This window comes from Candidatus Hydrogenedentota bacterium, assembly GCA_035416745.1.
In the GTDB taxonomy this organism is placed as follows: domain Bacteria; phylum Hydrogenedentota; class Hydrogenedentia; order Hydrogenedentales; family SLHB01; genus UBA2224.
In genome coordinates this window covers 1-19679 of sequence record DAOLNV010000022.1, presented here as the reverse complement: position 1 = coordinate 19679, position 19679 = coordinate 1, and the positions used below count along the sequence as shown (strand labels likewise).

Annotated in this window: 12 protein-coding genes; 2 read left to right on the top strand and 10 right to left on the bottom strand. The window is 60.4% G+C overall.

Annotated features, from left to right (window positions below; translation table 11 throughout):
• The 9 genes from PLJ71_09275 to PLJ71_09235 all read right to left on the bottom strand — a co-directional run.
• On the bottom strand, window positions 1–1907 hold a 1907-nt coding region (locus PLJ71_09275; protein ID HQM48869.1), incomplete at its 3' end, for a hypothetical protein.
• A 165-nt stretch (window positions 1908–2072) separates the two neighbouring features.
• Entirely contained in the window at window positions 2073–4700 is a 2628-nt protein-coding gene (locus PLJ71_09270; protein HQM48868.1) for an SUMF1/EgtB/PvdO family nonheme iron enzyme, read from the bottom strand.
• A gap of 251 nt (window positions 4701–4951) precedes the next feature.
• Window positions 4952–6037 (bottom strand): alpha/beta fold hydrolase, encoded by a 1086-nt coding sequence (locus PLJ71_09265; protein HQM48867.1) that lies wholly within the window; start codon window positions 6035–6037, stop codon window positions 4952–4954.
• Window positions 6034–8517 (bottom strand): sigma-70 family RNA polymerase sigma factor, encoded by a 2484-nt coding sequence (locus tag PLJ71_09260; GenBank protein HQM48866.1) that lies wholly within the window; start codon window positions 8515–8517, stop codon window positions 6034–6036. Before PLJ71_09260 ends, PLJ71_09265 begins: the two co-directional genes overlap by 4 nt.
• A gap of 287 nt (window positions 8518–8804) precedes the next feature.
• Window positions 8805–8999, bottom strand: a complete 195-nt coding sequence (locus tag PLJ71_09255; protein HQM48865.1) for a hypothetical protein — start codon at window positions 8997–8999, stop codon at window positions 8805–8807.
• 877 nt (window positions 9000–9876) lie between these two features.
• A complete protein-coding gene (locus PLJ71_09250; protein HQM48864.1) occupies window positions 9877–11145 on the bottom strand; it encodes an ABC transporter permease in 1269 nt (422 codons plus the stop codon).
• The gene (locus PLJ71_09245) at window positions 11145–11852 is read right to left on the bottom strand and encodes an ABC transporter ATP-binding protein (protein HQM48863.1); all 708 of its coding nucleotides are present in this window, start codon (window positions 11850–11852) and stop codon (window positions 11145–11147) included. Before PLJ71_09245 ends, PLJ71_09250 begins: the two co-directional genes overlap by 1 nt.
• A gap of 5 nt (window positions 11853–11857) precedes the next feature.
• The gene (locus PLJ71_09240) at window positions 11858–13684 is read right to left on the bottom strand and encodes an efflux RND transporter periplasmic adaptor subunit (GenBank protein ID HQM48862.1); all 1827 of its coding nucleotides are present in this window, start codon (window positions 13682–13684) and stop codon (window positions 11858–11860) included.
• A 70-nt stretch (window positions 13685–13754) separates the two neighbouring features.
• Complete coding sequence (locus PLJ71_09235) at window positions 13755–14546, bottom strand: hypothetical protein (protein ID HQM48861.1); 792 nt, start codon at window positions 14544–14546, stop codon at window positions 13755–13757.
• Window positions 14547–15311: 765 nt separating this feature from the next.
• Here PLJ71_09235 and PLJ71_09230 point away from each other — a divergent pair.
• Window positions 15312–16799, top strand: a complete 1488-nt coding sequence (locus tag PLJ71_09230) for a DUF853 family protein (GenBank protein HQM48860.1) — start codon at window positions 15312–15314, stop codon at window positions 16797–16799.
• Between the two features lie 6 nt (window positions 16800–16805).
• Here the strand turns inward: PLJ71_09230 and PLJ71_09225 are convergent, their stop codons facing one another.
• On the bottom strand, window positions 16806–18164 hold the full coding sequence (locus PLJ71_09225; protein ID HQM48859.1) for a Gfo/Idh/MocA family oxidoreductase: 1359 nt from the start codon (window positions 18162–18164) through the stop codon (window positions 16806–16808).
• 309 nt (window positions 18165–18473) lie between these two features.
• On the opposite strand from PLJ71_09225, the gene PLJ71_09220 reads away from it, so the two are divergent.
• The gene (locus PLJ71_09220) at window positions 18474–19379 is read left to right on the top strand and encodes a DUF1559 domain-containing protein (GenBank protein HQM48858.1); all 906 of its coding nucleotides are present in this window, start codon (window positions 18474–18476) and stop codon (window positions 19377–19379) included.
• The last annotated feature ends 300 nt before the right edge of the window (window positions 19380–19679 follow it).

Genomic DNA, 19679 nt, shown 5'->3' with positions numbered 1-19679 from the left:
GTCATAACCTCCGTCTCGGCGAGCTCGCCAAACCATCCCAGCGCCGTTTCCAGCGCCTGGTCTGAAACAGGATGCGCCGTCTCGCGCAGATGGGTTTCGATTCGCCGCTGAAGCGTTTTCTGCTGGCGGACCTGCTCCTGCGCATAGCGGTCCACCGCCGCCTTCTGCATGTACATGTGCCACACCCAATCCCGTGTCTGCCGCCATTCGGGCATAGCTTCGCCCGCTTGTTTGATCAGGCCGTAGTAGCGCTCGACGCTCGTCTTCTCGTCGATAGGCGTGCCGGGTATCTCCTCCATAACCTCTTCCAGGCGGAAGATGGCCTCGGCCATAGGCGGGGCCGCCTCGGGGCCGAACCACGTGCGGCAATAGTCTTCCGTGACTTGCTCGGGGGTCTGGCGAGGCGCCCATAGGAGGCGTTGCCAGAGCCATTGATTGAAATGATCGTGGTGGCCGCTGCTATGCGTGACGTCGCCTGCGCCGTAATGCATGAGGTCGCTGAACACACGATGATAGAACCGCGGCCAGGCATACCATGTCTGGCGCGCGTATACCTTCGTAAGGGCCTGGTCGGGACGGCGTTCGTAGATCTCGTGGCTCCAATGGGGCGGCAGGTCGCCGTTTCGATCCGCCCGGGGATACATCTGAATATACGCATGTTGCGCGTATTTCCAGTGGGTAATCTCGTTGAAATACACGAGTTGATGGCGGGGCGGCAGTTCCCGCAATATTTCGCGGGGATATAGGGCGAAAGGGCCATACCCGGGGTAGCGGAACAGGTCCATGCGGTGCGTTTGGCGGTGTCCCGGCTGCCAGGTGGTTGCGTCGGACCCAGGCCCGTAGCCGAAGGCCCATAACCACTCGCGCGGTTCCTGCTGCAGGTAGTCGAAGATCGCCCGGTCATCGGCGTCGTCAAACTTCTGGTTGACGATGAATATGCGCGAGCCGGGGTGGTACTTGTGGACTATTTTCGCCATCTCGGCCACGGTTTCGATAAAGATCTTTCCGTAAGGATCGCATCTGTCGCATTCGCACCCGCCGCCGTCTCCGCCTCTGAACCTCACGAGGTCGAAAGCAGGGCACGTTCGGAATTGCTTCTCGCACTGGTCGAGCATGTATGCGCGCGCCTCGGGAACGGACAGGCACACATACCCCTTGCGTCCGATGGATTCCGCGGCCTCCCATGCCTTAGGCACGTCCCCGTGAGCCATGTTGGCGTCTCCATCCGTAAGCGTCATGAGACCGTAGGACTTCATGAAGTCGTACATGGGCCCGGGTGGCGTTTCGAAGACATTGGCGCCGGCGAGGGCGTAGTCTAAAATGACCCGCTGGGTCTCCTCCTGGGTCCACTCGCGCACCTTCGCCAGGGTGAGCGCCGTGCCGCTCTGTCCGAATTGCGTACCACGAATTTCGAAGGCAGGCGCGGTGCGCACATGGAGTTGGCCGGGCACATCAAGCGTTTTGTTGCCAGGTACCACTTGCCTGAGAATCTCCCCGGCGGCGTACAGGCACCCGCGATCGTCAATGCCCGCTGCCAACAACAGGCCCCCGTCGTTCGACGGAACATGCTTCAGGACAAATCCCTCCGGGCCCGGCGCGAGCGGCGTCAACGCTGGTATTCGTTGGGCATCCATGGCCTGGGTGAGTGCCTGGTGATGCTCGGGCCGGCCCAGGAGGATGGTGAGGGTGCCTTTCTCAGGCTTGCCGCTGTCCTGTAGCCGCACCGGCAGTCCGTTGGGCTCGGAAAGGCGCTCCCGGAGCAAAAGCGCAATTTTTTGTTCGACGGGACCGGCCGTTTCGCCGGTCTGGACCGCCACTTCGCGGTAGGTTGCGCTGTGGGCGAGCGGTCCCGATAGCAGAATAGACACGATAATCAGACCAATCCTGGGGAATCTCATACGAATCATGCTCCAAGTCGCCTGGTCTCAGTGCCAGGGCACCAGTTTCATTTTGCACACGTTGACGAATAGACGGAATCCAACAGCGAAGTCACGGCTTCGATAACAATACCACAGCCGAAACACGGCCGCACGCGACGGGCTTTCGGACGATGGAAACCGGCGCTTCCCAATTCACTGGCTGCCCGCACCAACGACGCACCGAAACCCTACAGTAGCGCATCGGTCGAGACCGGGCCACATCAGGATCTGCTTGGCATGGTGGTTGCAGGGCCGTGGCCCGCCGTCCATGTACCAGATGCTGGCGGTTTGGGGGTCGTGGTTCGGGTCGTAGTAGCTTCCTCCGCGCAGGATGAGAAAGCGTGTGTGGGCATCGTCGCGCACGCTTTCCGTCAACTCGTAAACATTGCCCGACATGTGATAGCACCCGTACGGGCTGCGTCCCTCCGGCAACGAGCGCGAGGGCATGGTGGCGCCGCTCATATTAACCCGCTTCTCGTCGAATTCCGAGCCCCACGGCCACGTGCGTCCATCGGTTCCTTGAGCCGCCAGATGCCATTCCGCCTCGGTCGGCAACCGTTTTCCTGCCCAACGCGCGTACGCCCGGGCGTCATCGATGTCCACGTACACCACCGGGTGCTCTGCCAGCTCCGGGGGCATCCTGCCATCGGGCCAGTGTTTGAGAAAGTTCTCGGGATGTTTGGGACGGTACCCCGTGGCGTCCAGGAACGTTTTGTACTGGGCGTTGGTCACCTCCGCCTCGTCAATAAAGAAGGCAGCCAATGCCACCGGTCCCACCCTGTGCTGCATGGGCTTGCTGAAGTCCCATCCCTGAAGATACCCAAGCCATTCTTCGGGCGGCGTGCCGGGATCGGGGTAACAGCCGCACTCGCGGCGCACATGCTCTATCCGCATCGTGAACCGCGAACCAGGAACCAACACCATGCCCTCGGGCGGCGTGTTTCTAGTCAATCCAGGCGTTTCCTGTGCCCATTCGGGCTCGACGACCGAGCGTGCTGCATCCCGCAGATTCGCCGCGGGCCTTTCCCTTTGCGCCTCCTGTTGCTGCCTCTCGAGGAGCGGAGCCAACTGCGGCGGGTCGTCTCCGTTAACAACAAGGACGCAGCCAAGCGTGTCTAACGGCCCCGTCACAACGGCGATGTCACCCTGTCGTGACATCTCGCAAGGCAGGCCGGACCACAGGTCATAGCACCGCAATCCATCCTGCCACGGAAGGTCGAGCAGCGGCGTGCTTGCTGAGGGGTTACCCTTATTCACAAGGGTAAAGATGTCCACGCCGTCCCATCTCCGCCGGTGAGCAAAAAGGCCGGGCGTGGCAGTCCGGCAGAAGGGCTCCCAGTCGCTGCTGACGAACCATTGCGAAAAGGCCCGGAGAATCGCAACGGCGCGTCGCCAAGCTGCCCGGTCCTGCGCGTTCCACGGGTTGTGCGTGCCGAAAACGTTCTCCCAGATCATCATGCCGCTGCCGTTGAAAAAGGCGTTCTCGATTTCCTCGGCGTGATCGGTGCCAGGCACGAGCGTGTTCCAGCGGCGGATCTGGAATTCCATGTGGCGTGGCTCAAGCCATTTGTGGTGGAGGAGCGCCGGAGAGAACGGATTGGGCGGAAACTGTGCCCACGACCCTGCCAGCAAGGGAAGGTCTTCGGTCTTTGGATGCGCTTCGGGCACGAATACTACCCCCGGCTGTCTGGCGTCGACCTCGGCCCGCAATCCGGGCGACGAAGCGGACATCGTATCGAGAAAAATGCCGTCTGCCTCCAACGCCGCAACCATTTCCGCGAGCGCGGCTTCGTCGCTTGCCGCTTCGCGGCGCGTCGCCTTGTCCCACGGATTGTAATTGAGGAAGACCTTTACTCCGCGGGAGTGAAAGCGCTTTACTACGTCGCGCAACCCTTTGAGTCCGCCCGGCATGTCGCGGTAGAAGTCAAACTGGTTGCGGTCGTCGAGACCGATTCTTGGATAGGCATGCCAGAGCAATACCGCGTCATAGCCGGCGAATTCGCGGTCTGCATCATTCAAGAACTGCTCCACCGTGAATGTTCCTGTTTCGGGGTTGTAGAAAGACCGGCAATACATGAACGTGAAATGGCACGAGAACGTGTGAGCCAGCCACATCAGGTCCGCACGTTCATAGAGCGTGAAGTCCAACGGCTTTCGCGCCTTGGCGACGTGGCGCGCAAAGGCCGTGTTCCGTTCGGTATCGGGGACCTCAAACGCGATGTGGGATATCTCCATTTGACCGGGTGCGGGATCTTGCGTGGCATCGAACCCTATGATTGGACGCAGCCATTGGCATTCAGGCTCGAAAACGGGTACAGGCACCGTCACGCGGAGCGTGTGCCACTGCCCGTCCCGGGGAACGTCCCTTGTCGAAAGCACGCCGCTCCAGCCGCTCTTGGCATCGTCTCCCGTGTTATGAACATCGAAGGCGAAGCAGAGATTTGGATTTCCCGCAAGCCAGCGCGCCTTTACCTCGACGCCGAGGGTTTCGCCAGGGGAAGGAGATAGGGTCTTGCTGGCCTGGACGCCCAGCCGCGCCCAGGCGCGGACACCCTGATAAGCGAACACCAGCAGATCATTCCGACCCGCTCCCCGGCGGCTTGCTTGCCGGTACTGTTCGAGCATGTCCAACCAGCAGGCGCGGTCTTGTCCGTCCTCGGGCGGCGCGATCAGACTGACCTCGCCGGCGGCGCTTGCAAACCGCAAGCCAGACGATTCCTCGCTTGGTGCGAGGACGCAATCGTTCCCCGGTTCCATGAGGTGAAGCGGCACGGGGACCATATGCGCTTCCTCCAGCGCTGAGCACAACATACAACATGACATAAGGCATGCGGTCGCCATTCCAGTCTCCAGAGCCGCCCACGACCCGCCGGCATTCACATTTGGGAAACATCTACACCCCAGTTTGGGCGGGGAATGCCTTCAATTCTACACGCTTCACAAAGGAAAGGGAGCTGAAGAGCAGTCCTAGTGGATGCACCGTTTCGAATCAAGACCTGCCGCCCTACCCGGTTGGACCGCACGCGCGCTCCCTAACGTTCTTGGCGGACAGGACTTGTAGAGGCGGGCGCGAAGACTGCCGTGATGCGCTTGCTCGCGTCCATGGAGATTTCGGTGGGATTATCTGTTCCCGTCAGGTCCCCCTCCCACCGAACAAACCGATTTCCCGGCTCAGGTTTCGCTGTCAGGGTCGTTTTCGTGTTCGCGGGCGCCAGCCGGTTGAACGGAGCCGCCGACACCTTGCCCGCGCCGTCGTGGAGCGTGTGCAGCATGGTCATGGTGGCGCCGCGCCCGTCGCACAAGTGAAGCGCAAAGAACTCGTTCATGAGTTCCGGCAAGGTTCGTCCGAACGCAGCCTGTAAGCTCGAGTCGATAGCGTGTTCAGCCCCCTCTACGGGAAACCACGCGTAGGAAACGTTGCGGGCTTCCAGCTCTGCCACTCGGTCCTCCGGGACGTGGAAGTTCTTGTCCAGGGTGCCGCGGGCGTAAAAGATGGGCGCGTCATCAAGGTCGCACTCCTCGGGATAGAACACGCCGCCCGGAATGGCCGCCGCCGCCCGGATCTGGGAACATACGCCGGGGTGGTTTACGAGGTCCGCCCGCTCCACATCGGAGGGTTGCCCATGGTCCTCCCCGGTTACAGCCAGAGCGATAGCCAGGGACCCGCCGTAGGAATGCCCGATGGCGCCGATGCGCTCGGGATCGACCCCGTAGCCGCTTGCATCTGCCCGCACATGGCGCACAGCGGCCTTGATTTGGACGAGCGGCGCCGAGTCAAATCCCCACGCAACCACGAAGCACACGTACCCACGGGCTGCAAAGTACTCAGCGTAGTCCCTGAAATGGTGCTGTCGCCCTCCGGGATACGGCTGTTCACCGGGATTGCCGTGGATGCAAAGAAGCGCGGGCCTTGCTTGTGAAGAATCGTCTACGGGCCGGAGCACGTCCATGACTCGGTCCACGCTCGCGCCATCCTCTCGGTAGGTTCTGGCGAACACGACGTCCTCGGTGACTTCGAACCGCGGGTGCGGAAGGGATTCGTCTTTGGCGCACGTGGCACAGAACATCGCAGCCAGAATCTCTGCAAAAAGAAGGCGGGCGAGACGGTTGTCTCTCATCGACCCTCCCCCTGCTCCGAGGCCGAAGTTTGGGCGTTCGCGCTTTCCTTTGCCTGGAACAGAAGTTCGACCGGCTCCCCGCTGGATACCGTACACTTCTGCTCCAGAACCCGGGGTGGAGTGCCCGGCAGGTGAACGCGTGCGATGTACTCGCCGGTTTCCACGGGTCCGAAGGCGAACGCACCGTACTCGTCAGGGCCATTGGCATCATGTTTCTCGCCCGTCATGTACATGGGTTCGTCGGGGTACCGCGCGTCACAAATGCTCACCGAGACTCCTTGATAGTCGGCCAAGCCCGCGATCTGTCCGTATACAGCGCCGTACGCCGTGAGTTCATGATGCAATTCAACGGTTTTGCCTTCTTCGACATCTACCCACATCCGGACGAGGTACCGCTCACGTAACGGGATGTGAGGGCTTGTGTTGATAATACGCAGGATGTACCGGCCATAGGCGAGGTGGGTGAATTCATAGCGTCCCTCGGGGTCGGTACCAGTCCAAGTCAAGAACGACGGTGTTTCCGGCGGTGTTACATTCGTTACATGAGGGCGTCCGAATGCCTGCCGGACATGAATCCGAAGACCGGACAGCGGCTTGCCGTTTTGCGTCACCTGACCCCGAAGCGTGCCGCCTTGTGAGAGGAGCACCGTGACCTCACTGGAGGACCTGGTGTCATGGTTGATGACGAATTCGGGTGCGTAATCGTGCCGCCAGACTTTGATGTCTACCAGATCTTGCCCAGCTGCGCTCGCGATCTCGAATCGCCCGTCGGACCCCGTCTTAGCGTCGTACTCATCCTCTCGAAGAAGGCGCCACATCGCGTTCTGCCCTACTGCAATGCCGGCCCAGGCGTTTTCGACAGGTTCCCGGGTCGCTCTGTCCAAGACAATCCCGCGGATGACCACGCCCGGCTCTAGTTCCACTACCAAACCCTCGAGAATCTCGCCCTGTTCGAGTGACAATTCCTTTTTGGCCCACCTGTAGCCTCGCGCCCGGGCGTCCAGTTCCGTGACGGCCAGTGTGGTTGGAAGCACGAATTTGCCCTCAGGGGATGAAAAGGCCGTCCATGGCTCGCGCGTGGGCTGTGGCCCTTCGGTGGGCGTCTTGTGGCGTGAGATACGCGCTTCGAATTCGGGAATTGGCTTGCCAGTGCTGGCATCGACCACCCATCCCTGGATATAAGCCTCTTTCGTCAAGACCAGTTCGACATCGGTTGTCCCGAGGGGCACGCGGGTTTGTGTAGCCGTTACGTAGCCCTCGCCCGATGCGCTTACCAGAACAAGGGTCTCTCCACCATCGCTCACCGTAGTTCCCGAAGTGTCTTCCGCGCGCAATGCTATCTCAAACGAGCCGTCGCGTTTCGTGCGCGCTTGGCCACTGAGATTCTCCCCGCTTGCCTCTACCGCAGCGTCACTAATGGGCTTCGAATCGGAATCGATGACCCTTCCGCTCACGGAACCCAATACAGGACCCATGGGATGAGAGGCCTGGAAGTCAACTGGCACGGCCCGTGCCTCGCCCGAACCGGTTTCACCCACCACAGCCATACGAATCGCTTCATCGTTTGAGTTTGGAGGCCGCTCCGTGCTGGAGCCGTCTGTCTCTGGAGTCGATGGAGTCGACGCTTCATCGCGAGCGGGCGGCGCGTCTGCCGGGCGAATCGCATCTGGGTTCAAAGGCGCCGGAATCGGGGCTTCGGCCGTCCCATATCCGAGGAATATAAGCCCAGAACTCACCGCAAGCAGGGCGAGTGCGGCAAATGCCGCAAGTTTGAGTTTGGACATGGCTCCCACTCCTTCCAGGGCTAAGGACAGTGCAGGGCTCGAGGCAGCCTGCCCGGCCTGCCCCATCCCTGAAATGGCCATTTTCCCGATGGACCGCGTAAGTTCGGCCGGAGGCTCCTCGAGCACGATGTGTTCCAGGATTAACCCGAAGCCCGCAGCGTCTATCGAGATGCCCTTGCGACGCAGGCTTCGGCGCAATTCTTTGAGTCCCTTGGAGATGCGACGTGTGATTCCCGAGCGGGTCAGGCCTAATTCCTGAGCGATTTCCTCGTGGCTCCTGTTTTCCAGGAAATGCTCGACGAGGGGCACCCGAAGTCTTTCCGGAAGCTGCGCTATCGCTTCATCAATCAGAGGCTGCAAATCGTCCCAGGATGCTTCGGAAGTCGAGGCTTGCGCGCTCGCGTACCGGCATTCGCGGTTTCTTTGATTGCGTTCGTCGCGGATTCTGTCGAGAGCACGGCGTGTGGCCAAGGTGTGGAGCCACCCACTGAGGGAAACATTGATGCGGACATCGCCCCGTGCGAGGCGGAGAAACACCTCCTGTGCCACATCCTGGGCATCGGCCCGATTCCCGAGGATACGCAAGCACGCGCCGAATACCATTGATGAGTGACGAAGTGCGATCTCCCGAAAGGCATTTGCGTCTCGCCGCTCATGCCACCGATCGAGCAAGGCTGCATCCGGGGAGCCCAACATTCCCTCTCTTTCGCGCTGTGGCCAGAGTGTCTTCTAAAGTATAGAACGCCATGGGCCTCGAAATGGTGACTGATTCTCGCACGTGGACCGGTGTCTGACCAAACCCAGCGGACCTCGGAGGGAGACGCTGTGGAAGCTGTGGGCAATAGCTGTTGAATGGGAAGGACCGCGCGAGACCTTGGCCGATACCCCGGCCTCGGGTGCGGGCAGAGGCGGCCGTCTTTGCGCCTATGCCTCGCCCCGAGGCCGTAAATCACTGGTGTGTTCTGTCAGTGCGCCGAACCTGGTTATTCCTTCGTGGGTTTCCCGCACTCGTCGCAGATCTTGATCTTTGACACGATGTCGAAGAACCACATGGGGGACCAGAGCCCGAGGGTAAAGACTGTCAGCCACATGTGTTGCTTATGGTTGACCTTTTCATAATGGTATGTGACGATCTTGTCGCAGTGGCAGCATTTACAGGTGGCCGATTGCGTACTCATCTTGGATCCCTTTCTCAAGCCTAAACTATCCACGTCCAAGGTGCTGGACTCGGGAATGGGCGTTGCCGCGATCAGGCTGGGCTCCACGGGTTCATCCGGCCGGAAGGTCGGTGACGAAGCCTCAGCGAATGTACTCGATATCGAGAAAGGGAAGGATCATACCTGAAGCTGGCGTTTCAGCAAGTAAACCATCCGCGAATTGCATGTGCGGGGTCCGCATATTGCATGATGGGTGGGCACGACGCCACCCAAAGGCAGGCCAAAGGCAAAACCATTGGCAGACAGGGCAGCGCATCCCAACGAAGCCTGTGCCCCTCGCCACAGATTTGCCGGTCCTGCCTGTATCAGGGCTAACCGGCTGGAACAATCGGTCTCGAGCGCAGCCTGGGGGACCGATGCCGCCGCCGTCGCCGGGACTTCAATGGCACACAGCGGGACGAACAACACGGTCCCTACGACAACCGTCACCAGGGTACGCCATGTCGCCGCGTGAGGAGACAATCCGTTCTGTTTCGATGGGTCACGCATGTGGCCAATTATAGCCGGATCTCGCCCGCTTCAGCAACAAGACCACCGCGCTGTGGCATGGTTTCATTTGAGGGTATTCGGGCAGCTGAACCACGGAGAGTATGGCGCTGAAAAATTGAATGTGGGCGGGTTTATCTGGCGCGGCGCGATTGGCGCGAGGAGAGCATTGCGAGCGTCGCCGGAGCATCGCGTATCTACACGGCGACCCTTCCGGCGGTTGACTGGGGTGTCTGTCTGATGCAGGACGCTATCGACCGCATCAAGGTGGCCCTTCTCGCCATGGGATACGTCCAGCCGCCCATGACGGCGGAGTGCTTCGCAGCGGCGGAATGCTCGTGGCGCCGGGACCTTATTCGTGGCGCAACGCTTCTATCGGGTCGAGATTCGCGGCGCGGACGGCTGGATAGAGTCCGAACACGATGCCTACGGCCATGCTGATGCCCACGGAGAGAACAAGGCTCTCCGGCGTGACGACGGTGGGCATGCCCGAAAAGCGGGTGACGAGCCACGGAATCGAGACGCCGATGCCGATGCCGACAAACCCGCCGAGCGTCGAGAGCACCATGGTCTCGATCAAGAACTGGACCACGATTTGCTTGCGTTTGGCCCCGATGGCGCGGCGTACCCCGATTTCCCGCGTGCGTTCCGTGACGGACGCCAGCATGATGTTCATGATGCCGATGCCGCCGACGAGGAGGCTGATCCCCGCGATAGATCCCAGAACGATGTTGAAGTTCCGCTTGGTGGCTTCCGCCTGGCGTAATAGGGCGAGCGGGACGCTGATGCGGTAATCGAGCTTCTTGTGGAACCGCTCGAGCATGCGTGTGATGCCGGCAGCCGTTGCCTCGACCTCGTCTTCATTGCGAATCTGGACGATCAACTGGTGAAGTTCGACGCGGGACATCTCCCGCGACCCTGTTGTTCGGCGAATGATGATGTCGCCGAAGCTTGTGCGGGCCACGTTAAGGGGGATATAGGCATCGACTTCTTGATCGGGCGTCTGGATCGTGCCGCCTTGTTCCGCTTCGCTGCGGACAATGCCCACGACTTCGAAATACTCGCTCCCGATGCGCAGCTGTTCGCCGATGGCGCGTTCCGTAGCCAGAAGCCGCCGCGCTCCATATTCGGTGAGAACCACGATGTGCGCGTGCGCGTCAATATCCCGTTTCAGAATTCCGCGCCCTGCGATCAGCGACCGTTGCACGAGGTCGAACCATGCCGGGGTGGTGCCCACGACGCGCAATTCGAGGGCGCGTTCGTATAAGCGGCCCTCCTTCCGGATTTCCTTTACGGGGGCGACCTGTTGGACAGCGGGAAACGTCTCGATGACGCGCAGTTCGTCGTCGTAGAGCAGGCCGTACATGCTCATATGGCTGTGGACGTTGGCCTCTGCTTCGTCTTCCACGGGTTTTATGGAGGAGATGAGGATGTTGGTGCTGCCGAGCTTCCGGATCTGTGCGAGAGCCTCCTTGCTGGCGCCTTCCCCGATGGAGAGCATCGCGATCACGCTCGACACGCCGAAGACGATGCCCAGCATGGTGAGGAAGGAACGGAGTTTGTGAAGCATCAGCGACTTGATGCCGAGGTGGATGTTTCTGGCGACGTTGAAGATCTGCATTACTCGTCGTCCTCGATGCGTTCAACCCGGCCGTCGAGCATGTGGACGCGCTGTCTTGCGTGGAGCGCGACACTCGGTTCGTGCGTCACCATGATGATGGTTTTGCCTTGCCTGTTCAGGTCGCACAAGAGCGCCATGATCTGCTCGCCCGTGGCGGTGTCGAGATTCCCCGTGGGTTCGTCCGCCAGGATGATCTTGGGGTCGTTGGCCAGGGCTCGAGCGATGGCAACGCGCTGCTGTTGCCCGCCTGACAATTCGGTTGGCCGGTGCCGGAGCCGTTCCGAAAGGCCAACTCTTTCTGCAAGTTCGGCAGCGTGAACGGCGCTCTTCTCGGTACTCCAACCGAGATAAAACAGCGGGAGGGCGATGTTTTCGAGCACGGTCAGCTGCGGGATGAGGTTGAAACTTTGAAACACAAACCCGAGATGTCTGAGGCGGATCTCGCTCAGCCGGTCGTCATTGAGCTTGCTGATGTCCTCATTGGCGATCACATAACGTCCCGACGTGGGCCGGTCCAAACATCCCAAGAGGTTCAGCATGGTGCTCTTACCCGAGCCGCTGGGTCCCATCACGGCGCAAAATGCGCCTTGTGAGAACGTAAGAGACACGTCCGCGACGGCATGCACCTCTTGTTCGCCGACCTTGTAGGTCTTGCAGACGTGGTCGAGGCGGATGACATCAGTGTTGGAGCCGGACTGCGCTGTCATGCTTGTCACGGGGTCTCCGGTGCTCCCTCGGAGGGGCGTCCAGCCCCCCGCCGGCCCCGGCGCTGCATGAACTGCTCCCGTTCCTCGGGGGACATGTTCTTCAAGCGTTCTTCCATTTCCTTGCGCATCTGTTCACGTTCCTCGGGGGACGCGTTCCGGAACCGTTCGCGCGTTGCCTCCATGCTGGGACTTTCCCCAGGCGCCTGAGCCTGATTGTCCGCGGGCGCAGGCTGAGGGGACGCCTCCGCTGCAGGGGCGGTCTCGGCGGATGGCGCGGGCGCGGCTGGCGAGGTGGCATCGGACGCTGGAACGGCGCCTTGGGCTTCGGCCGCGAGTGCCTCCTGTATGTCTTCGCCGGTTTCATGCTTGTCAACGGCGAGCGGCGGGTTGAGGAGAATGGGGTCTCCTTTCTGGACCCCGCTCAGGATGCGCACCATACGGTTGTTATCGAGGCCGAGTTCCACCTCTCGCGGAACTGTACTGTTCCCTTTTGCAAGGTATACAGTGGGTTTCCCGCCCACGCGCACGACGGCCTGCACGGGCAGATAAAGGGCGTCTTCATACCGGTCCACGATGATTTCGGCCAGGCACGTCACGCCGGTACGGAGACCGGTCGTATCGCCCTCAATATTGATCGAGGTATTGTAGACTTTCAGGTCGGGATTCATCCAAGCGCTCTGGGCATCGGGCAAGGGAGCCACCGAGGTGATGCGGCCTTGGTACACATGATCGGGAACCGCTTCGGCGGATATCCTGACGGGCAGACCGGGCTTAATCTTGGTCAGGCTTGCTTCGTGCACATCGACTTCGGCCATGAACGAAGACCCTGTCGGCAGGTAAATCAGTTCCTGGCGCTCACGCACCATCTGCCCTTCTTGGAGCGGCTCGGTGTTGCCCCGCCAACTGCCCTGGCCCGACGTTGCATAGACAACAAGCCCGTCCGAGGGGGCGTATATCTTCGTTTTCGTGATTTGCGCCAGGATTTTCTCGAGCTTGTCTTTCTGGCGAAGGTATTCGGATTCCTTTGCTTTCAGGTCTGCTTCGGACTGGACCACGTCGGCCGATGCCTTGCGTTCCGTTCGTTCGAGGGCCATGCTCGCCTGGCGGACATCGCTCTCCAGCTGGGCAAGGGTTCGTTTATACGTGAAATCGGTCAGCAGCCGCTTTTCGTCTTCGGCAAGTTCGAGGTCGAGCTTCGCCTTTACGAGGTCTTGACGGTCTGCTTCGAGTTCAATGGGCGTGATGAAGTCTTCCTTCGCCAGTTTTTCAGAGCCCGCGACCTTTTCTTCCGCGCGCGCCGCCGTGCCTTTGGAGAGCGTAATGCGCGCCTCGGCCTCCTTCAGTTGTTTCGGGAAATCGCCGTCGACGAAGTTCTTGTGGTCTTCCTCCGCGAACTGGAGTGTGAGCTTGGCCTTATCGACATCGCTTGCCGCCTGGTTCTTGGCCACTTCGAGCTGTTCCCGTGCACTGATGAACGAGGCTTCGGCGTTCTGGACCCGGATCTCCTGGTCTACCCGCAGGTCCGTGAGACTGCTCGCGTCGAGTTCAATCAGCATGTCGCCCTTTTTTACGTTCTTGCCCTCCTCGACAATCGAGAGGATCTGGGTCTGCCCTTCGACCTCGCACTTGATGACTTCCTGCTCGCGCGCCTTGATGGTGCCAGACACGCTGACGCTGATGGTCAGGGGGCCCTGCTGGACCTCAAAGACGGCGCGCTCGGTTGTCGTGGGGCCGGTGTCCGTTGTCCGGGCCAGGACCCCGTTGAGAACGACAAACGACAATACGACAACCGCAAGCGCGCCACCGCCAACCATCCATCTCTTTCTGGTCATCTGGGGAATATTCATATCACCTTCTGAATGTGTGGGTTACGCAGGTATTCGTCCGGTTTTTCCGGCTGCGTTACTTTGTTGAGCTGGGGGGTGCCGACTCACCACCAGCGCCGGCTCCGCTGTCTTCGCGGCGAGCGCCTTGGCCGCCACCGCCGAATCCGCCCCGGCCGCGAGGGGCCGTAGCTTCTTTCCACTTTGCCAGCTGTTCATTAGACAAGATCTCGCCCAAATCGGTGTCAAGTTTGGTTTTGAGGGCCGTCATCTTTTCGCGCAATGCGGCAAAATCCTGTTGTTCGCCCGTGGCTTGCGTCCACAGTTTCGTCTGCTCAAGCGTGTATGCAAGAACCAAGTCGAGGGCTTTGGCCTGTTTATCCTCGAGTTTGAATCCCGCGAGGATGTTGACCATGTTATCAAGGGAGCCGTTGAACCCGCCGAGCTGGCTCACCACCTTCTTCGTCTGTTCCTCATTGAGAAAAGCTGCGAGGCCCGCGGAAAACTTCTCGCGTTCGGCGGTGCGTACCTCCTCCATCGCCTTGCGAAATGCCCCTCTCATCCCTTCACGGTCGCCGCCTTGGGCCTGCAGTTCTTCACGTTTCTTGTTCATGGACTCCGCATAGGCAGTTTGAGCGTCTGAATACGCTTTTACGAGCTTACCCGTGGCTTCCTCGGACAGCTCGAGCTTGCCCGCCACGTGTTTCGCCTCGATGGCCCAAGCCGCTTTCGACTGTTCGGGCGTCAGGCGTGGGGGACGGCCGGGACCTTGTGCCTGGGCCGCCGCGGCCGTCAGGAAGAGAACAATCAATACAGCGCTGGCCACTGCAACAAGGGTATTCCCCACCATCATGACATTCCGCTTGCTCATGGTTCCGTTCCTTTCTTTACACGCCACGCGGCGTGCGCACGTACCGATTTCCCGCGTTTCATGGCACAAAGGGGTCCGCACGCTGATGCGCCCTTGGCACACACCGCCACCCATGCAGGCCTCCTTCAGCTGCAACCTGAATCTCTATCATGCATCACGTCCTTCAACAGGGTCAATATTGCGATGAACAGCGAACAACAGGGGAGAAGAGAATCGGGCAGCTCTGTTGCCCTTTGCGCCTGCCGTCTTTAGTGCAGATATGCCAAGAGTTTATCCACAGTCGGCAGAGGTATGGTATGTTTGGGGCAGGGCCTGGGTTGTCCGGCTGAAAGAAGATGAGGTCTAGCGGTGCGTCGAGAAGTGGAAACAGCGAGGTGTCTCCCGAGGCGCTGACCTGACGCATGACGAGTCTGGAGGTATTCAAAGAATTCATAAAGTACCCACGGGGTGCGAAATGCACGAACGGAAAGCAGGGCTCTTTCTGTAGCAGGCGGCGTGCTTGGGGCAGCAATCTACCGCTTCATCGGCAGGGAAGAAGTCCAGCAGCAGCGAACGAATAGCACCTTACGCCTTCTGTTACCTGCCGGGACGCGGATTTATGTTCAGAGGAGGTCCGGTGGGTGGCGGCAGGGTGGAGGCCGGCGGTATTATGGGTATCGCCGTGAGGGGCGCGTCGTTTGCCAGAACGCAATGAACCTGCTGGCGAATGTGCGAGGTAATTCGAAAGCCGGGGGGCGGTTGCTGCCGCCTGAAAGGACTCAGTGGATGGACAAGATACTCATCGGCATGGGCGAGCAGCCCGTGAACCTGCTTGCCAAGTACGGCAACCGTCATGGGCTGATCGCGGGCGCGACGGGTACCGGGAAGACCATCTCGCTCATGGTGTTGGCGGAAGGTTTCTCGCGCATGGGCGTGCCGGTATTCATCGCTGACGTCAAGGGCGATGTCGCAGGCCTGGCGATGGCTGGTATCGCCAATGACAAGATCCAGCAACGGGTTGCACAGATTGGGATCGAAGGCTACGTCAACGAGCCCAGCCCGGTGGTGTTTTGGGATATGTTTGGCGCTGGCGGCCACCGGGTCCGCACCACGGTCAGTGAGATCGGGCCGAGTCTGTTGGGGCGGATTCTCGAGCTCAACGACATCCAGGAGGGGGTGCTCGAGATCGCGTTCAAACTGGCGGACGACCAGGGCCTTCTGTTGCTTGACCTCGACGATTTGCGCGCATTGCTCACGTTTGTTGTGGAACACCGCAAGGAGATTTCGAGCGAATACGGCTTGGTGAGCCCGCCGTCCGTAGCAGCCATTCAACGAGCATTGCTGACGCTGGAGCGGGAAGGCGGAGAAGCCCTCTTCGGCGAGCCGGCATTTGAGCTCAACGAGCTGCTGCGCACCGGCCTGAACGGCCGCGGCATGATAAGCATCCTCGCCTCAGACCAGCTCATCTTGAAGCCGCGATTGTATTCGAGTCTCTTGCTGTGGCTGTTGTCCGAACTATTCGAGAACCTTCCCGAAGTGGGCGACCTTGACAAGCCCAAGCTGGCGTTCTTCTTTGATGAGGCCCACCTGCTGTTTGACGACGCGCCCCCGATCTTGCGCCAGCGGGTCGAGCAGGTCGTGCGGATCATCAGGTCGAAGGGCGTGGGCGTGTACTTCTGCTCGCAATTTCCTGACGACGTGCCGAACGAGATTCTCGGTCAGCTGGGGAACCGCATTCAGCACGCGCTGCGGGCGTATACACCCCGCGACCAGAAGGCCGTGAAAACCGCTGCCGAGACCTTTGTCGCGAATCCCAAACTTGACGTCGCCGAAGTCATCTCACAGCTTGGTGTCGGGGAAGCGCTGGTTTCCACGCTTCAGGAGAAGGGCGTGCCGATGCCGGTCGAGCGCACGATCATCTGCCCGCCGAGTTGCCGGATGGGGGCGGTCACGCCCGAAGAGCGGGCTGCCGTGCGAGCGGGCAGTCCCGTCGGCAGCAAGTACGACTCGGCGGTGAACCGCGAGTCGGCATACGAGATTCTCAGCCGCCGGACACTGGAGAAAGGGGCAGGGGAGGCAGCCTCGAAGGATACCCAGACTGCGAAACCGTCCGGGCGCGGAGGGATGATTGGCGACTTACTCTGGGGCACCAAGCGGCGGCAGGGCATGGTCGAAACGTTTGCCAAACAGGCGGCGCGTACCGTGGGAAGCACGTTCGGCCAGCAAATCCTGCGCGGCGTGCTCGGAGGGATATTGGGCGGGCGCCGGCGGTAACAGGACTTACGCGGCGGGGTGGCGCCAGGGGCCGCGATAGGGGCGGAGAAGCAGTTCCGTGGCTTCGGGGTCGCCGGTGACTTCGCGTTTCTGAGGGTCGTAGACGAGGGTCCGGCCGGTCTTCATCGCGAGGTTTGCCAGGATGCAACTGGCGGAGGAGATGTATCCCTGCTCAATGTCTGCGCAAGGCCGGCCTCCTGTTTCGATGGCTGCGAGGAAGTCGAGCATGTGCCGCCGCGTGGCGGGGGCTGCCTGAAGTTCAATGCCCTCTTCCGTGACGTCCTCGGGATAGTCTTCGCGTTCGAAGAGGGCCTCCTTGTGGACGGGTTCGCCCTTGCCCAAGGGGATGAAGTCATAGCTGTTGATGCTTCCCTTCAGCGTGCCCTTGTCGCCGTAAAGGGTGAATGCCCACGGGTATTGGGGGTCTGGCGCAGCGCCCCAGGAACGGTGCTGCCACACCGCGGTCAGGCCGTCGTACGCGAACGTGGCGGTTTGCGTGTCGCTGGTGGTGGCCTTGGACTCTTTCTGCACGAAGATGCCGCCGTGGGACGAAATGCTCTTGGGCCAGCCGAGGCCGAGCATCCAGCGGACTGCATCGAACATATGGACACACATGTCTCCGACGATTCCATTGCTGTATTCCATGAACGCCCGCCACCAGCCACGGTGGGGGAGGTGGTCGTAGGACCGCAGGGGGGCCGGTCCGGTCCACATCTCGTAGTCGAGGAAATCCGGAACGGGCACAGGCTCGGGGTTCTCGTTAGCGCGCATATGGTAGTAGCAGCACATATCGGCGTAGGAGACTTTTCCCAGCAGGCCCGCGTCCACGATGCGCTTCTTGGCTTCGATGAGATGCGGCGTGCTCCTGCGCTGCATGCCCACCTGTACGACGCGGTTATGGCGCCGGGCGGCGTCCAGCATGGCCTCGCTCTCCCTGACGTCAACCGAGGTGGGCTTCTGAACGTAGACGTGCGCGCCAGCCTCGACGGCGGCGATCATGGTGAGGGCATGCCAATGGTCCGGGGTGGCAATGAGTACGATGTCGAGGTCTTTCCCGGCGAGCATTTCGCGGTAGTCGCGGTAGGTGCGGGGAACCTTGCCCGATTTCTGGCGCTGGCTGATCAATTCGGCAGCGGCCTTGAGCATGTTATCGTCCACGTCGCAAATGGATACCACCTCGACCGGGGCGACCTGGATCAGTCTGCAGACGTCGCTTTTGCCGTACCATCCCGAGCCTATAAGGCCTACCCGCTTGACCTTCTGGTTAACGACGTCCCCTGCGTCCGCTCCGAGGGCCGCCAATGCGGCGGAGGCGGCAGCGGACTGGAGAAATCCGCGGCGGTTCATCATGAAGCTCATTTCCATTCCCCGTTTATTGAGACCATGCATTCCCACGACGGCGAGTTCGAAGGCGTTCTCGCTGGTGGAAACACGCGTCGCCGCCATTGTTGCACTACCTGCCGTCCTCATTTGGCCAGAACCGGGTACTGAACGTCAACCGGCCGGCATAATCCTTGGCCGGGTTCTCGCGCAATTGACAAGACGCCTACCTTATCTTACACTGGCGCCGTGGTCGCGGGGGCTGCTCAAGAGCCTGAAGAACCCGCAAACGTGATGTCCGCGCGCGAGGGAGAGACCTGCGCTCCACCGCCGGACGGAAAGGAGCTATGTGTAATGCGAAAGTATAGGTATGGCTTCACACTAATTGAATTGCTGGTTGTCATCGCTATTATTGGGATTCTTGCAGCGATTCTGCTTCCGGCCTTGGCTCGTGCGCGCGAGGCTGCGCGGCGGGCGAGTTGCGCGAACAACCTCAAGCAGATGGGGCTCGTGTTCAAGATGTACGCCAATGAGGCCAAGGGCGAGAAATGGCCTCCTCTGAAGAAGTTCAAGGACGATACGGGGGACGACGATACGCTGGGGATGTGCCTTAAAAAGAACGCCCTTCCTCCGGTCGGCCCCAACGAATGGGTCCACTTCGTGTTTGACGGTCCTGCGGTGTATCCGGAGTATCTGACGGATGTGAATGTGCTCTCCTGTCCCTCGGATGCCGAGAGCGGCGTCGCGGAAGGACGCTGGAACATCGGGGGCGACCCCAGCGCCGGCGTCAACCCGTGCAAGATCGATTATGCATCCTACATGTACTTTGGCTGGGCCATTACGCCCGAGCACTATCTCAATGATGGCTACGACCAGAATTCTGACGACATGGCCGCCCTCAACATCGGGTTTGGCACAGACGTGCTCAACGTCCTTGGGCAGGACGGTACGTGGAGCCCGGAGGACTACGAAAACGACGTGACGTCAAGCAGCGGGGAAACCGTATACCGTCTGCGGGAAGGGATCGAGCGGTTCCTGATCACGGACATCAACAACCCGGCTGGAAGCGCGCAGGCGCAGTCTGAAATTGTCGTCATGTACGACCAGATCGGAACCGACGTCGATACGTACAACCACATTCCCGGCGGGGGAAATACCTTGTTCATGGACGGGCACGTCGAGTTTGTCCGGTATCCGGGTGAGTATCCGATCTGCAGGACCTGGGCGATGTTCATTGACATGGCGGCGGCCACGCCATGATGTCCGGTTGAAGCGATTTGACGCGCAGAGTGCAGTTTTAGGGACACAATACTCAATTGGGACTTTTGCGCAGGCTTCCTGCCAGAGGTGCTTTATGCATTTATGGTCGGCTAAGAATTGAGTATTGTGTCCCCAAAACTAACCGCGAAATTGGGGGTTGGGTGTGGGCATTTTCGCGCCGATATCCCGCTGCCATAGGTGAAGCAGGTCTAGAAGTTCCTGAGTTTTTTCCGGCATAACCTTGGAAAGGTCGTTTTGTTCCCCGATGTCCTGGCTCAGATTGTACAGTTCGACTTTTTC

Coding starts and splice junctions, on each gene's coding strand:
- PLJ71_09270 (HQM48868.1), bottom strand. CDS start 4,700: ATGGTCCCCGTGCCGCTTCACCTCATGGAACCGGGGAACGATTGCGTC.
- PLJ71_09265 (HQM48867.1), bottom strand. CDS start 6,037: ATGAGAGACAACCGTCTCGCCCGCCTTCTTTTTGCAGAGATTCTGGCT.
- PLJ71_09260 (HQM48866.1), bottom strand. CDS start 8,517: ATGTTGGGCTCCCCGGATGCAGCCTTGCTCGATCGGTGGCATGAGCGG.
- PLJ71_09255 (HQM48865.1), bottom strand. CDS start 8,999: ATGAGTACGCAATCGGCCACCTGTAAATGCTGCCACTGCGACAAGATC.
- PLJ71_09250 (HQM48864.1), bottom strand. CDS start 11,145: ATGCAGATCTTCAACGTCGCCAGAAACATCCACCTCGGCATCAAGTCG.
- PLJ71_09245 (HQM48863.1), bottom strand. CDS start 11,852: ATGACAGCGCAGTCCGGCTCCAACACTGATGTCATCCGCCTCGACCAC.
- PLJ71_09240 (HQM48862.1), bottom strand. CDS start 13,684: ATGACCAGAAAGAGATGGATGGTTGGCGGTGGCGCGCTTGCGGTTGTC.
- PLJ71_09235 (HQM48861.1), bottom strand. CDS start 14,546: ATGAGCAAGCGGAATGTCATGATGGTGGGGAATACCCTTGTTGCAGTG.
- PLJ71_09230 (HQM48860.1), top strand. CDS start 15,312: ATGGACAAGATACTCATCGGCATGGGCGAGCAGCCCGTGAACCTGCTT.
- PLJ71_09225 (HQM48859.1), bottom strand. CDS start 18,164: ATGGAAATGAGCTTCATGATGAACCGCCGCGGATTTCTCCAGTCCGCT.
- PLJ71_09220 (HQM48858.1), top strand. CDS start 18,474: ATGCGAAAGTATAGGTATGGCTTCACACTAATTGAATTGCTGGTTGTC.